Here is a 14,884-nt window from a genome sequence, read left to right as displayed (position 1 = left end):
ACCCAAAATCACCGGAAGTTCACAGTGGCGCTGGTGTTATTTCACGAGCAGAACAATCATAATAATTAGCAAGCATCACCTTGATAATGCAAAAATGTCTAACAACCTCAGTCACATAGAAGAAATTCAAGCAATTCGTCGCCGACCGGCTATGTACTTTGGGAGTGCAGGAGTGCAAGGTACAGAACAGTTTGTTTATGAACTGGTAGCCAATGTTCTTGATGCTTATTTGACAAAAAAAGCAACCTTTGTGAATGTAACTTTGGATGGAACCACTATCTCAGTTGTAGATGATGGCCCAGGACTGCCATTTGATGAACCCAGTGATATCGAAGGTGTTAGCCTGGCTACTAAGTTGCTAACTCGGATTCATCAAACACGCTCATTTGATGAACACACTCCCCATGTTCATATAGTTAGCCGAGGCGTTGGTTTAGCACCAATGAATGCGACTAGTATTCAACTTAAGGTACAAAGTTGGCGTTCTGGAATGCTATGGGAACAGTGTTTTAGTAAAGGAATTGCTCAAGGATCAGCCAAGATTATTCAACAAGGTAATGGTCGAGGAACCAAAATTGAAGTCACACCTGATCCTGAACTTTTTAGACAAACACAACCCAGAGTCGGGATAATTCGGAGGGCTTTGTTTGACACTGCTCATTTATTTGCTGGGTTGAGAATTGGATTAAATGAAGAGCGTTTCTATGCACCACAAGGACTGAAAATGCTGGGATATATACTTTTGACTCGGCAAACAGACGCTAACAATGAGCCATTTCACGTAACTTTGCATCATAATAATATTTTGATTGAAGCGGCAGCTTTTGGCGATCGCTTCTCGCAAAACCGCATATTTTCATGGGTAAATGGAGCCAGAACCCCAGATGACGGCAGCCATGTTGAAGGTTTTCGACAAGCATTAGCAGAAGTCAACTGGGAACCTGCACTGAGTTTGATTCATATTGTGATGTATGACCCACGTTTTGCAGGGCCGACGCGGGATAAATTGGATGTCCCACATATTAAAGAAGTAATTCAAGAAGCACTGCGAGAACCTTTATCATCCTGGTGGGAAGACCCCAAAACGTAAGCGGAACCTAATGATGAGAGCCTTTCTCAGAGACTTGACTGCTGAAATTTGAATATGAAATCTAGAATTGTAGATATAACGCCGTGTACAACTTTATCTCAAACCTAACCCCCAACTCCTTCCCTACGTTCGCGCAGCGTGTCGCAGACAGAGAAGGGGAGCAAGATTCAAAGCGTCTCTCCGCTTCGGGGAGCCAGCGCGTTGCGGAGGTTCCCTCCGTTGTAGCGACTGGCGTGAGAGGTTTGGAGAGGGGTTTCAAGAATAAATCGCACATCGCGTAAATTATAGTCTGACAAAATACCAAAAAATTTAAATTCGTGACACTTAGAGAATTAGAAAACCAACTTCTTGCTCTTAGCCCTAGTGAAAAATTGCAGGCAATACAGTTACTTGCCCAAAGTCTTGGTAGCAGTTGGCAAGGAATAGAGAAAACCCCTGGAGTCTGTGGTGGCGAGGCGCGAATTGCCAACACTCGTATTCCAGTTTGGGTACTTGTGGAAGCTCGCCGTCTTGGATATAGTGATGCTGACCTTTTGACAAGCTATCCCAGCATTTCAGCTACAGATTTAGCTAATGCTTGGGTATATGCAAAAGCTCATTCTGATGAAATTGAATTGGTAATTGAGCGTAATCAGGTAGCGTAAATGGCAAGATTTTACGCAGATGAGCAGTTTCCGTTTCCGGTTGTCGTTATTAGGCGTAGGTTGGGTGGAGGAACGGAACCCAACATCATCAAAACTTTGAAGTTAATTCCTAAATGTTAGATTTATCAGGACTTACGCAAAAGTATGAAAAAACGAACCACAAAGGGCGCAAAGGACACGAATTTATAAGAGTTTGAGAGAGTTCTTGCATAAGTCCTATTAATTAAAAAAACTGTTTGTTATATTCAAAAGATACTATAGAGTAATAGCTAATTAACTGTATAATTTATGGATCTGTAACTGTACTAAAAATTATCAAAGTTAATTGACTCACATTGGATGCTATCAAGTAAAAGTCCAAATAAATGCACTGGCTCAGGATAATGCTTTTCTTTCCCCAGCCAGTATAGATGACATACCAAATAATTGGTCTTGTAACTGGGTGAATTTCTGGAAAAATACTAACTTCGAGTGTCAAAATATAGTCAAAATTGTTTATCAGGATGAGGTTTGGGGATTAGTGCATTATGGTCTTTATCCATATCTTTATCCCAATTCTGTTCCTCCCAGATTTTTAGAGATAGAACACATAGAAGCGCACCCTACAAGTCGAGGAGAAATTGCTGGGCGGTTTATGGAACCTATTGGCAAATGGTTAATCTGGTATGCAACACAGGTTGCTTTAAAGTTTTGTCAAGCACAATCAGATGATCCACTCGTTATTCTAGAAGCTCTAGATACAGCTGTGTCATACTACAGAGATAAGGTGCAGATGGAATATCTTGGTTTCGCACGTAGCACTCCTGGAGAAGATTTATATGGCTTCAGATTCTCACGAACAGCAGCAGAAGCATTCTGCCAGCGACATGAAAGCCAATGGGGAGGAGCAATACAGTATGAGCAGTGATGAAATTAGAGCAGGATCAAAAGAGATGATGACACACGCTCAAAGACAAGCTTTTCTAAAAACATCTTCTTTAGGACAATTATTTGGAGTAGCAAATTTACTTCCTGAAGTTGAAGCAGCTGACGAAGAATCATCAGAAGAACTACCAAGGCTGAAACGAGTGCGTGGACTATTTAAACTGAAGCAAGTAGGACACAATCAGCATTCTTCGACTGATGCTGAAATTTCTAAAACTAATAATCAAGTTTAGGTAAACATACGTGATTAGACGTGTTTTAGTAGATTTTGATATTCTACTAGATGTTCTGCTAGACCGAGAGCCGTATGTAGAATATTCTGTAAAACTCTGGGAGTTAATCGAGTCTGGGCAGATAGAAGGTTATGTAACCCTAACAACTCTCAACAAAATATTTGATATTGGTAGAGAAAAAGGAGATATTGAGATCGCCTGGCAAGCTTTATCAGAGATTCGAGCAATCATGAATATTTGCCCTATTGATGATCAAATTTTAGCAAAAGCCAGCAGTTATAAAATAGAAGATTTTGAATTTGCAATACAGTTAGCCTGTGCAAGTGTTTTAAATCTCGATTATATTCTAAGTAGAAAAAAAGGTAATTTACAAATATTCTATAATTTAGATTTTAAATATATTTCAGAAAATATTTTTTCTTTAGTACCAGTAAAACAGTTCTTAGACTCTTATTGCTTATTTGACAATCCTACCCATTACATAACGCGTTATGTTAAGGAAGAAGAAAAGCGTTTATATTTTGTTGATTTTATCCTGAAGAATGTTCATCAGATAATAGCTAATTGCGCCAAAGACTTGTTAATAGAGCAAAAACTAATTGATTCAAATGATCAAGCACACATCAAGAGCTATATAGAAACTATCCAAAGAGATATGGCAAATATTTTAAAATACATTATGTATGTCATACTATCTTATGACACTAGCGTTTTTGATAAGCTTAGACTTGATTGTTTGGATAGAAAAGAAACTTCACAATCTCTAAATTTAAACCACGAATCTGTGATTTTTTTGATTTACAGAATGCAAGACAATATCTTAAAGATAACTAATGAATCAACGGATATTGATCATGTTGATTGCATTAGTTTAATCTATGAATTAAACAGCTATTTTGAAAAATTGATAACTGTTATTAATTAAATCCAAATATTTACTCACTCAACATTTAAGTGATTTTCTAGCAATGATGCGATCGCTTCTGGATGAAGTTTCTTATACTTCTTTTTACCGAGTAACAAAACGCAGTTAGGGGCGCTGCTACAACGTTTTTGACAGTCTGTGTGTTCAATTTTTACTTTGTCTCGCAAACCGCGATCGCACAGAGTTTTTTCTAATTCTGATAATAAACCTTTACCACCTTTTTTCACACAGCCAGATTTTTGACACACCATAATTTTGGCTTCTGGTTGCGGTAATAATTCTTGAGTTGGACAAGCAGCAACTGGTGTGACTTGATGTGCTTTAATTTTGATTTTGCCTGTGCGTGTGTTGACTTTACTCACACCACAAACATGAATTTGCTCACCAGGAGCTAAACTACATTGCAACGAACTACGCAAATCTTTTGGTAATTTGATATATAAATTACCAGAAGGAATTGCTAATTGCAGATATTTAGCTTTTCCTGATTTAATGCCTGCAAAACCCTGGAACTGACCTTCTAAGTTCAATTCCGATAATCTGAGATATTTGTCACCCATGTTAACTACTCAAAATTTAATTACAAAATAATTAACCCCATGCTTGTGGGGCATTTTTGCTGATTCTTGAGTAAAAAGGAAGAAGGAAAAATTGGTTGTTACCTTTTGCCTTCTCTCTTTACTGTTGACTTGTATTTTTTCGCTAGATTCCTATAGGTAATAGCCTACAAATCAGGAATGAATATTTTTATTCTCTAGCCTCTGATTTCAAGCCAAGCGTCTAGCTTCTACAGTTTTAGGCAAATTTGCTACATCAGGTATTTCGGGAAATTCTAATTCCCAACCATTGGCTAAGGTAAGAATTTTACCAGCTTCACCGTCTGTTTGTTTAACTACTACTTCTTCTAAATCTTTTTTAGCGACGTAGACTGTTAAATTACCATTATCATTCATCCGTAGCATTACCTTCATGATTTTCCTCAGCAGATTCTAGTTCTTTTTTGCGACAACCAACAACAATGCCTTTATCTAAAAAATGCACCGCATAAATATAGGAACGTTGTAAAAAAGTGCCTATACTTGCTACGTAACCAATGTCTCCTTTCTTCGCTAAAATTTCGCCAATTTCTCTACCGGGAAATGTACCGTCATTTTTAATTTGTTTGCGGAGTCTGACTTTTTCACCAATTTCAAAATCAGGTTCTGACTCTAATTCGTATTCATCGGGTTGCATGAGAATACCTCTGTTCTTTTACCAAGTTCAACAGTTCTTCGGTTGTCAGGCTGCGTTTTTTCTTAACTGATTGTTGGCGGACTGCATCTAATACAGATTGGGTTTCTTCGGGGTTGAGAAAGATCCCATGCTGCTGAAGTAAGCTAGATACCAAATGCTTTCCAGAATGCTTACCAACGACTAAACGTCTTTCCCAACCAACTTCTTCTGGTGCAAAGGGTTCGTAGGTGTTAGGGTTTTGTAATACGCCGTGTGCATGAATTCCAGATTCGTGAGCAAAGGTATTCTCACCAACAATTGCTTTCCAAGGTGGTACACCAGCACCGGCGGCTGCGGCTACAAGTTGCGATAATTCCAACAAACGGGGTGTGTTAATTCCCATATCTAAGCCATAGATGCGTTTGATGGCCATGACAACTTCTTCTAAAGCGGCGTTACCTGCTCTTTCACCCAAGCCGTTGACGGTGGTGTTAACAGATGTTGCGCCACCTTTAATTCCGGCAAGTGCGTTAGCTGTCGCCAAGCCGAAATCGTTGTGGGTGTGGATTTCTACAGGAATCGACAACCAAGAAACAAGGCGCTTAACTTTTTTGTAGGTGGTGAAAGGATCGAGAACTCCTACGGTGTCGCAGAAACGAAAGCGAGATGCACCCCATTCTTGAGCATACAGAGCGACATCTAACAAAAAGTTTTCATCGGCTCTGGAAGAATCTTCGCCACCGACGGCTACCCAAAGACCGCGATCGCGTGCGTAACTGATACAATCTTTGAGTCTTTGCAGACTTACTCGCCACTGTCCATGAAACTTGGCAGCGATTTGGATACCGGAAACCGGAATCGCAATATGTACTCGCTGCATTCCACAAGCAATGGAAGCTTTGATATCAGAAATTACAGCGCGGTTCCAGGCGAGGAGGTTGGCTTTTAATCCCAAGTCAGCAATGATTGAGATGGCACGAATTTCATCTTCTCCCATCGCTGGGATACCGACTTCTAATTCATGCACGCCGATAGCATCGAGAAATTTGGCGATCGCAATTTTCTCTTTTAAGGTAAAAGCAACACCTGCTGCTTGTTCGCCATCGCGTAATGTAGTGTCATTAATTATGATTTCACTCATTTCAAACAGCCTCATAGGAATTTTTCTTAATATTCTTTCTGTAGCGTTAATTATTTTCCGCAACGCTGAGTAAAGGTAAATGCTATAAATTAATCCAATTAATATTTTGTCTTCATCATTCTTTAATATTAACCAGATAAAGACATCGCATCTGTATGACAGAAAACAAAACGACAGTATAATTTAACTGCCATTTTCACTATTGTCATGCACACTTTTTTCTAGTAGAAGATAGCCCAAATAGGTGTTAAGTAGACTGGAAACAAATAAGAAAACAAATCCACAAACAAAGCTAGAAATCATAATCCTATCTCCCGATAATTGCAAGTCATTTCTGCCAAAAAGTTGTAACTAGCGATCGCCAACATATTGCCAGTAAAAATTTGTTCAGTTCATCCCACAAATCAAAGCTCCAATTTCTCCCTTGTCTCCCCTGTCTCCCTCATCTCCCCCATCTCCCTATCTATGCTCATCTAGCCAATCTAAAATTTGTTCTAGCTGTTCTAAGTTGACCAATCCATATTGCCAAAGCAGCATCGGTAATGGTGCATCATCAAACTTTTTGTGTCGCAGTGCTACAGCAATATCTGCATTGGTGAGTTCGAGTTCTGTATGTAAAAATTTGATGAATTTTGATTCTTTCGTGCGGGTGGACATAACTAAACCAGAAACAGATAAGTATAGAGGAGAATTAAAGATTGAGTATGCAATTTAGGCAACTAAAAAAATCAGAGTTAAAAATAAAAGAGAAGCTGATTTTTTTGGTTTGTCAAGACAGGTTTATAAATCCCAACAATGTTTTAACCAGTTGACCAATTCTTGACGTGGAGCGAAAAATTGCATAATCGTACTACGGACTAAAATTGCTGCCAGTAAACTGTTAACTTGGACTCGTAAAGAACCATCAGGGTGACAAGCACAGGGAATCATTAACTCTTGCAAACGGTGATAAATTCGCCAGCGATCGCTCAATGGAATCTGTAAAATTTGCTCACCTAAAGTATTATTTGTCATTGGTCATTTGTCCTTTGTCCTTTTTCTTTTGTGTAATATTAGTTACTATGTTTTATTCTTTTGCCTTTTGAGTTTTAACTTCTGATTGACGGATTGATTCGTAACTTTTGATTTTTTGTTCAAGTTGCTCAATGCGAGATAATAAGGAACGAATCACAGTGGCTTCCACATCCGGGAGTTTGTTATGTTCGAGAGGAGATTGATTCTTGTCTTTGCGAGAAATAATTCGTCCGGGAACGCCGACAACAGTGGAATCAGCCGGAACATCACGCAACACAACGGAACCCGCACCCACACGGACGCGATCGCCTAATTGAATATTTCCTAAAACCTTCGCACCAGAACCAATCACAACGTTGTTACCTACAGTCGGGTGACGTTTCCCACTTTCCTTCCCAGTTCCGCCGAGAGTCACCCCTTGGTAAATCAGCGTGTAGTCTCCCACAATCGCCGTTTCCCCAATCACAACCCCCATCCCGTGGTCGATAAATACGCCTTTACCAATCTCTGCACCTGGGTGAATTTCAATTCCGGTTAAGAATCGACCAATATGAGAAATGAAACGCGGAAAGAAAGCTACGCCTCGACGATGCAACCAGTGAGCCAGACGATGTAAACAAAGCGCGTGGAAGCCAGGGTAGCAAAACACCACCTCTAACCAATTACGTGCAGCCGGATCACGTTCAAAAATAATCCGAAAATCACTCAACACTGGCTCAAAAGAAGTGACAGCAGAGAGTAAATTTTTCAGCAGGGATGTTTTTACAGAATCAGGCGCTACTGTCGCTGGTTGATTACTGTCTAATGACTGTTGCATCGGTACTGTCTGGGTAAAAAAGCCTTGTGCTATTTTTATGCTTATAGCAGGCGACCCCCAACAGGACAGTACACTCTATGTCGGTTGGATTTATTGTATTTATTAAGGTTGTACTCAACCACTACAAAGCTTTATTTTTAATTAATAATAAATTTCTCTTGGGGTAGGGGTACTAGCTTTTTAAAGTAGGGGTACTAGTATTTCTTGGGTGGGGGTTTAAGAATTGCGGTACTCACCATCAAAACCTTGACCCGTCTGAATTTGCAGCGATTTATCCAAGTTATTTTACGATATATTAAGCTGTACTCAATTGCCCGGAAATCGGGTGTAGAGACGACTACAACTTAATTTCTGTATCTCTAGTTACGATTGTAATTTTACGGTTTTGCCACCCAAAAAACCAAATTCTTCACTTTGTTTTAGCTTTTATTATTTGTATTTGGAGATACTAATAAATTCCGATTTTACACCCTGTTGATTTGTGGGAGGATGGTGAAGAAATCTTTCCCCCCCACACTCCCCACACTCCCCACACTCCCCACACCCTGACAGGTGTAGGTTTTTTACAAAGTGGCTAAAACTATGATGATTACGTGGTCAATATGTCGGATTATGAACCTTGTTTTTCTGTGTTGTGTATGAATCCGTAATTTTTGACCTGATGCTGAAACGACGACTTAAGTGTTCCAGCAATTGGACAATCGAATCTTAAATTTTTGAGTGAGTTCAAAACGCTGATTTTCAAGTATGGACTCATGCTTATGTAAAAAACCTACACCTGTCAGCCCCCCACACCCCCCACACTCCCCACACTCCCCACACCCCCCACACTCCCCACACCCCCCACACTCCCCACACTCCCCACACTCCCCCCACTCCCCACACTCCCCCCACTCCCCACACTCCCCACACTCCCACACCCCCTACTCCCCATTCCCCGATAAATAGCAATGACAATTGGGCTTTTCAATGAGTGACTCAACCAAGGCATTGAGGGCTGTGGCTGCTAGTAAACCACCGCCCAAAGTGCCTTCTGTGGTGATGGTAGGAATTGCTTGTTGCATAATTTGGCGTTTGGCGGCGGGTGCATGGCTAAAGCCGATGGGCATTCCGATGATGAGGGCGGGTTGAATTTTTTGTGCTTTAATGGCAGTGCAGGCTGCTAACAATACAGAGGGTGCATAACCAATGACTAAAATGCTACCCTGGGAGACTTGTAATAATTTTTCTTGCCATTCTTGATGTTGCCAAAATTCCTGTTCGGCTTCTGTGGCAGTGGTGATGTGGGGGTTATTAATTAAAGTTGTGACATGACAGCCTAAATGAGCTAATCTTGTTTGATCTAAAGCGGCGGCAACGGTAGGAATATCCACAAAAATCTCGCAACTGGCTGATAAGGCGTGACGACTAGCTGCGATCGCTCCGGCACTGACTCTCACAAAAGATGCTAAACTCACATCACCACAGGCTAAAACCAATTGCGAAATCAGGTGTTGTTCAATTTCCGAACGGTCAGATAAATCAGGTAATAAATGTTGTAGAGATTCGGCAAATGCTTCTGAGTGGGTGTGTACTTGGGCATCTAAACCATTCCACAGTTTTTCTAACCCGCCTAATCCTATGTGGGTTTCGACTTCTAACAATTTTAGTTGGGCTAAGACTTCCGCCTGCATAATTTGACAATGGCGATCGCGTCCTAATAATCCTTCTAAGGCTGAGGCGGTTTGTCGCAATTGGGCAATTTGCTGCATAATTGCCTGATACTGTTTTTGTAATTGCGCTGTCAGAGTTTCGGTTTCTGGTTCCATCTCCAAAATGTGGCGGATGTGGTTGAGTTGGAACCCTTGTTGCTTCAGCGCCACAATTCTTTGCAGCCTGATGACATCTTGTTCTGTGTAAAGACGATAATTACTCGGCGATCTGACTGGTTGCGGCAACAAACCTAATTGATGATAATGTCGTACCATACGCGGCGTAATGCCACCACCAACCGCTTCCGTTAGTTCTTTGATTGTTAAAGAACAATTATTCATACATCACAGCCAAGCTAACCACATACTATTATTTTGAGGTTTAGACGAGATAAGTAAGAATAGTCAGATCCCCGACTTCTCCAAAGAAGTCGGGGATCTCGCCCAACTAACTAAAACCCTTGCAACTGTTTCTCAGTCACCCAAGCAGCATGAAACCCATAAGGTACACGTTGGGGAATTAACACTCGCGCTACAGGTTCACCAGTAATATCTTGAGCATTCATTACCAATAATTCTGAAGTATTGGCTGTTTCATCGTGAACAAAAGTCATTAACCAGCCATCATCTTCAGCTGTGGCGTGAGGACGTGGTGCAAATATAGACTCACCACCATAACGCCCTTGCCCAAATTCACGAATTTGGGATGTACCATGATCAAAATCGTATTTAATTACACCGTCGAACAAAGGTACAGGAGTAGGTGCGCTTTTATTCACGTAGCCATAGCGAGTTTGTCGTCCTAACAAGTTTTCGTTGACGCGGGGAAATTCCCCAGATGTGTCATCTAATCTGGACTCAGACACAGCCCCAGTCTTGAGGTTAAACCGCCATTGATGGAGTCGGGGAATATTCCCATCAGGATCATCAACGCCATTAACACCCAACACAGAAGTAGAACTCATCCGACAGGCTATTAATACGACTTCATCACCTTGTTGATAGGCGTTGAGGGTATGAAACACGTAGCAAGCAGGACTTTCAAACCATTGAATCTTGCTGTTATCACCGTGACGTGGGAGAATGCCAAAACGACTGGGGCGATCGCACTCAAACATGATCATTGGTTTTCCCTGCTGCATCCTTGCTGGGTTGAAGGTCAAGGGTAAATCCATGAAAATTGTATAGTCTTCTGTAATGGCAAAGTCGTGCATCATCACAGGTTCAGGAATTTCAATCGGTACAGTGAATAACAACTCCCCTGTAGCGGAAACTATGCCGTACTGCAAATATGGCGGCGTAAATGAATAGCCAAAAAACACCATTTCACCCGTAATTGGATCTACCTTTGGGTGTGCCGTAAACGGAGAAACAAGTTTGCCATTATAGGTGTGTTCGCCAATTGTCTTTAACTCAGGTACTTGAATTGTATGAGGCGCACCAGCTTCCCACACTGCTAATAACTGACCACCATGCCAAACTAAGGCGGTATTGGCGGTATTTCTCGATATTGGTGGCGCATCTGTTTGTGGTGGTTCTAACAACCCAGTCAAGACTGCTTTACCCGCTTCATGTTCTGTTTCCCATTTTTGCGTCTGCACATAACGGTTGCGATAAACCGCCTTACCGCCACTAATTCTGACACCGTGCAGCATCCCGTCACCATCAAACCAATGATACTGACCAATAGGTGAATATTGCGGGTTAGGGCCATTCCGCACAAACATCCCTGATAGTTCTGGTGGGAGTTCCCCAATTACTTGCAGGTTTTCTGCCGTAATTTCTGCGGAAATTGGCGCAAAATTGCCATCAAGATAAGGATTTACTGCTGTTGTGGTCATGATGTTGTCTACAAAACGCTGTGAATTTGCAATACTACTTAATCTTAATGATGACAATATAGCAATCCTCATAGGGAACAGGTGGGAGGGATGTGGGAGGGGTTGGAGGTTTGGGAGGATGGTGAAGAAATCTTTCCCCCCACACTCCCCACACTTCCCCCACTCCCCACACTTCCCACACGCCCCACACGCCCCACACTTCCCACACTCCCCACACTTCCCCCACTCCCCACACTCCCCACACCCCGCCCCGAAGAGGCTAGTCAGCGAATAGGGTGCGCTAACAGTGTTAACGCACCCTACAAAAATTAATAGATTGTTGACAAAAGTAGATATATCTAAATAAAACCTACAGATGTAAACTACTGTAATATTGATAACTTGCCAAGCATTGATAGTTGTAGTAAATATCTCGGCTCTAAATATTTACTTAATATTTAAACTTATGATTGTTGAGGCCCTTTAGCATCGCATTCTCTGTGCCAGCATCGTTTGAGCAAATCAATCCGCCAGCTATGAGCAAAGCGTTGGGGATTTAATTCTAGTTGATGATCACGGCTAAATAAGGGCTGGTTGAGATATTGCCAAAGAGGAAATTTAATCTTGGTGTGTTTTTCTGCCATAACGAGGAACAAAGGAAATATATATAAGCGATCGCCTTATAGCAGCAGTGGAAATTTTTACTCAAAACTACCACTTACTGATTTTCTAGTTAAAGATGACATGATAAGTATTCAATTGTCCTGGTGACAATTGCGGAATTTTACGTAAAGTTTTCTGTCCAGTTCGTTAGACTCAAGATCATGTTAAAAGTTCCTAAAGCTTAATACTGCTTGGTTCTAATTGCTGTGGCTGGCGGTTGTACTGAGTTCCTATATGAGATAGGTGTCGGTTTCTCAGACAGTTTCTGACTGTTTGCCATCCTCGCAACACATTTATATATCCTGAAACCAACACTTGAGTTACCATGTCTGCTATTGCTTTTGTGCATTTGCGTGGGGAGTAGTCAAAAATCAATATGGCAACAGTTATCAGTCAGCAAAGCGTTGAGAAGTTAGTTGGCATTGCCGAGCAGTTTGTACTTCAAGGTAAGGTTAAGAGTGTCACAGCATTTGGCAGTGGGAATATTAATGACACTTTTTTAGTGACTCTCGATGGCGCAACCCCAGAACATTTTGTTTTACAACGCATCAACACTCAAGTATTTCGCCAGCCGCAACTGATTATGCAGAATATGCGGATTTTTAGCGATCATGTTTATCAGCGTTTGCAATCCACACCCCTCAACCGTCGCTGGGAAGTACCACGGGTGTTGTCAACTCAGGATGCTCAAGATTATTACATTAATGCTGAGGGTGATTTTTGGCGAGCAATTAGCTTTATTCAAGACTCACAGTCTTTTGATACGATGCCTAATATCGAATATGCCCAGGAAATTGGCTATGGCTTGGGGATGTTTCATAATTTGATTAGTGATTTACCACCAGAAAAGTTAGCCGATACACTTGCAGGTTTCCACATTACACCGCTTTACCTTGGTCATTATCAAGAAGTTTTAGCCAAAACTAGTCCCAAATCATCACCAGAGGTTAATTACTGTTTGCAGTTTGTGAGCGATCGCACCAGTTTTGCCCATATCCTAGAAAATGCTAAAGCTCAAGGTCTACTACCATTACGCTTGATGCACGGCGATCCTAAAATTAATAACGTCTTATTTGATACTGTTACTCAAAAAGCTGTCAGTGTAATTGACCTGGATACAGTCAAGCCAGGACTCATACATTACGATATTGGTGACTGTTTGCGCTCTGGTTGCAATCCGGCTGGCGAAGAAACCGAAGATTGGGATAATGTGTATTTTGATACTGATTTATGTGCGGGAATTTTACAAGGTTATCTGGCGGTAGCTAAGGCATTTTTGACAGAAAATGATTATGCCTATATGTATGATGGCATTCGGTTGATTGCCTTTGAATTAGGATTGCGGTTTTTTACCGATTACTTAGCTGGAAATGTTTATTTTAAAGTCAAGCATCCAGAACATAATTTAGCAAGGGCGATCGTGCAGTTTAAACTAACCGAAAGTATCGAATCCCAAGAAACCCAAATTCGCCAGATTATTCAGGATGTCAACAACCCCACCCACAAGGGGATGGGGCTTGTGATTCAAGTTCCCATTTCTGGGCAGACCACAATAGGCTGATTGACCGCAGCCCTGAGTTTGAGAAAATCCTCACGAATATTCACCGCAGCATTGTAATCCCCATGGCACTCGTACCCACACTTCTTACACCGAAATTCAGCCTGAGACGGGCGATTCCCTCGCTCAATGTGTCCACACTGGCTGCATTTCTGAGAGGTGTAGCGCGGGTCAACAAAACCCACATTCACGCCTCTAGCTTCGGCTTTGTAGGTGACAAATGCCTGGAATTGGTGAAAGCTCCATCCATGCAGTCTGCGGCGTTGAGCCTTCCTCATCTTGGCTCTACCGCGAATGTTTGTGAGGTCTTCAAAAACCAATGTTGCACCAGACTGAACAGACCGAGCCAAACGCTTACTCAGCAAATGGTCACAGTCTTTTCTGAAACGTCTCTGTCTGCCCGACAACTTTTTCAGATGTCGCTTGGCAGATTTCGTGCCTTTAGATTGCAGTTTACGGCGCAACTCAAACGTTCTATCTTCTACTCCTTTCCAATGGTCGGAGCCGTACTTACTCCCTCTGCTATCAACCGCAGGAGAAGCGATACCCAAATCCACACCGACAACCTCATCTGTTGTAATGGTTTCAGGGGTTTTAATCTCCATGACAACGTGCAGCCACCATCGCCCTTTGCGGTCTTGCAACAAGTCTGCACTGGTGTTTTTCCAGTTCAGGTATTGCCGATAGTATTCAGCTATTTCAAAGGGCAGTTTTACCCGTCTGTTGATGCTGAGTATCGTCAACTCTTTGCGGTCGAACCAGACTGTGTAAGACCTGGCATCGTACCGAATGGGGCAACGTTTCGAGGTTGGACAGCTAACTGTTTTGCCCTTCTTCTTCAGGCTCTTAGCCGATTTCAAAGCCTCGGTTGCTTTGACCCTAGCGGCACAGACCAACTGAGAAGGCAAGCCAGTAATGGCGCGATGGTCGTAGTAGGTTGCTTTGTGCAGTTCTACGCCATTTGCCAAGTCGTTTTCCCATCCATGCTGACACACCGCATTGAACGACCAGGTGTATTGCTCAATCGTTTGAGACAGCACCGAATCAGTTTCGATGTCGGGTTGAAGTTGGATGCGAATTGTTCTTTGCATACACACATTGTATCTTCATCTAGGCGTGAGGTTATCTGTGAGTTGCAAAGATTGTGTGTCG

Annotated in this window: 18 protein-coding genes; 6 read left to right on the top strand and 12 right to left on the bottom strand. The window is 41.8% G+C overall.

Going from position 1 to position 14,884, the window contains the following annotated elements; all coding sequences use genetic code 11:
• The first annotated feature begins 94 nt into the window (after positions 1 to 94).
• The 5 genes from H6G28_RS23395 (at position 95) to H6G28_RS23375 (ending at position 3,816) form a co-directional block, all read left to right on the top strand.
• On the top strand, positions 95 to 1,090 hold the full coding sequence (locus tag H6G28_RS23395; RefSeq protein ID WP_190674585.1) for an ATP-binding protein: 996 nt from the start codon (positions 95 to 97) through the stop codon (positions 1,088 to 1,090).
• Positions 1,091 to 1,407: 317 nt separating this feature from the next.
• Positions 1,408 to 1,734 carry a DUF433 domain-containing protein gene (locus H6G28_RS23390; protein ID WP_190588711.1) on the top strand — a complete coding sequence of 109 codons (327 nt, stop codon included), beginning with the start codon at positions 1,408 to 1,410 and terminating at the stop codon, positions 1,732 to 1,734.
• Between the two features lie 325 nt (positions 1,735 to 2,059).
• Positions 2,060 to 2,641 carry a hypothetical protein gene (locus tag H6G28_RS23385; RefSeq protein WP_190588710.1) on the top strand — a complete coding sequence of 194 codons (582 nt, stop codon included), beginning with the start codon at positions 2,060 to 2,062 and terminating at the stop codon, positions 2,639 to 2,641.
• On the top strand, positions 2,631 to 2,891 hold the full coding sequence (locus tag H6G28_RS36950; RefSeq protein WP_242048273.1) for a hypothetical protein: 261 nt from the start codon (positions 2,631 to 2,633) through the stop codon (positions 2,889 to 2,891). Before H6G28_RS23385 ends, H6G28_RS36950 begins: the two co-directional genes overlap by 11 nt.
• Positions 2,892 to 2,901: 10 nt before the next feature.
• A complete protein-coding gene (locus tag H6G28_RS23375) occupies positions 2,902 to 3,816 on the top strand; it encodes a bilin-binding protein (RefSeq protein WP_190588709.1) in 915 nt (304 codons plus the stop codon).
• Positions 3,817 to 3,830: 14 nt separating this feature from the next.
• Here H6G28_RS23375 and H6G28_RS23370 read toward each other — a convergent pair whose 3' ends face one another.
• The 11 genes from H6G28_RS23370 to H6G28_RS23320 all read right to left on the bottom strand — a co-directional run bounded on the left by H6G28_RS23370 (position 3,831) and on the right by H6G28_RS23320 (position 12,501).
• A complete protein-coding gene (locus H6G28_RS23370; protein ID WP_190588708.1) occupies positions 3,831 to 4,376 on the bottom strand; it encodes a (2Fe-2S) ferredoxin domain-containing protein in 546 nt (181 codons plus the stop codon).
• A 207-nt stretch (positions 4,377 to 4,583) separates the two neighbouring features.
• Complete coding sequence (gene nifT, locus H6G28_RS23365) at positions 4,584 to 4,787, bottom strand: putative nitrogen fixation protein NifT (RefSeq protein WP_190588707.1); 204 nt, start codon at positions 4,785 to 4,787, stop codon at positions 4,584 to 4,586.
• Positions 4,762 to 5,049, bottom strand: a complete 288-nt coding sequence (locus H6G28_RS23360; protein ID WP_190588706.1) for a nitrogen fixation protein NifZ — start codon at positions 5,047 to 5,049, stop codon at positions 4,762 to 4,764. Before H6G28_RS23360 ends, nifT begins: the two co-directional genes overlap by 26 nt.
• Positions 5,036 to 6,169, bottom strand: coding sequence for a homocitrate synthase (nifV, locus tag H6G28_RS23355; protein ID WP_190674582.1), 1,134 nt, complete (start codon positions 6,167 to 6,169; stop codon positions 5,036 to 5,038). The genes H6G28_RS23360 and nifV overlap by 14 nt, the downstream gene beginning before the upstream one ends.
• Before the next feature lie 459 nt (positions 6,170 to 6,628).
• Positions 6,629 to 6,826 carry a DUF2949 domain-containing protein gene (locus H6G28_RS23350; protein ID WP_190588704.1) on the bottom strand — a complete coding sequence of 66 codons (198 nt, stop codon included), beginning with the start codon at positions 6,824 to 6,826 and terminating at the stop codon, positions 6,629 to 6,631.
• Between the two features lie 123 nt (positions 6,827 to 6,949).
• Positions 6,950 to 7,183 (bottom strand): Asr1405/Asl0597 family protein, encoded by a 234-nt coding sequence (locus H6G28_RS23345; protein WP_190674579.1) that lies wholly within the window; start codon positions 7,181 to 7,183, stop codon positions 6,950 to 6,952.
• Between the two features lie 52 nt (positions 7,184 to 7,235).
• The gene (gene cysE / locus H6G28_RS23340) at positions 7,236 to 8,000 is read right to left on the bottom strand and encodes a serine O-acetyltransferase (protein WP_190674577.1); all 765 of its coding nucleotides are present in this window, start codon (positions 7,998 to 8,000) and stop codon (positions 7,236 to 7,238) included.
• Positions 8,001 to 8,923: 923 nt separating this feature from the next.
• The gene (locus H6G28_RS23335) at positions 8,924 to 10,033 is read right to left on the bottom strand and encodes a precorrin-8X methylmutase (protein ID WP_190674574.1); all 1,110 of its coding nucleotides are present in this window, start codon (positions 10,031 to 10,033) and stop codon (positions 8,924 to 8,926) included.
• Positions 10,034 to 10,143: 110 nt separating this feature from the next.
• Positions 10,144 to 11,532: a carotenoid oxygenase family protein gene (locus H6G28_RS23330; RefSeq protein ID WP_190674570.1), complete on the bottom strand. Its 1,389-nt coding sequence runs from the start codon at positions 11,530 to 11,532 to the stop codon at positions 10,144 to 10,146.
• Between the two features lie 443 nt (positions 11,533 to 11,975).
• Positions 11,976 to 12,155, bottom strand: coding sequence for a hypothetical protein (locus tag H6G28_RS23325; RefSeq protein ID WP_190588699.1), 180 nt, complete (start codon positions 12,153 to 12,155; stop codon positions 11,976 to 11,978).
• Between the two features lie 193 nt (positions 12,156 to 12,348).
• The gene (locus H6G28_RS23320; RefSeq protein ID WP_190588698.1) at positions 12,349 to 12,501 is read right to left on the bottom strand and encodes a hypothetical protein; all 153 of its coding nucleotides are present in this window, start codon (positions 12,499 to 12,501) and stop codon (positions 12,349 to 12,351) included.
• A gap of 49 nt (positions 12,502 to 12,550) precedes the next feature.
• Between H6G28_RS23320 and H6G28_RS23315 the strand changes: the two genes are divergently transcribed.
• The gene (locus H6G28_RS23315; RefSeq protein ID WP_190674568.1) at positions 12,551 to 13,735 is read left to right on the top strand and encodes a phosphotransferase enzyme family protein; all 1,185 of its coding nucleotides are present in this window, start codon (positions 12,551 to 12,553) and stop codon (positions 13,733 to 13,735) included.
• Here the strand turns inward: H6G28_RS23315 and H6G28_RS23310 are convergent.
• Positions 13,699 to 14,823 (bottom strand): RNA-guided endonuclease InsQ/TnpB family protein, encoded by a 1,125-nt coding sequence (locus tag H6G28_RS23310; RefSeq protein ID WP_190674564.1) that lies wholly within the window; start codon positions 14,821 to 14,823, stop codon positions 13,699 to 13,701. The genes H6G28_RS23315 and H6G28_RS23310 overlap by 37 nt on opposite strands.
• Positions 14,824 to 14,884 lie beyond the last annotated feature (61 nt).

It is taken from the genome of Nostoc sp. FACHB-190 (assembly GCF_014696905.1).
Taxonomy (GTDB): Bacteria; Cyanobacteriota; Cyanobacteriia; order Cyanobacteriales; family Nostocaceae; genus Nostoc_B.
The sequence above is the reverse complement of the archived record's forward strand: the minus strand, read 5'-3'. Positions and strand labels throughout refer to the sequence as shown.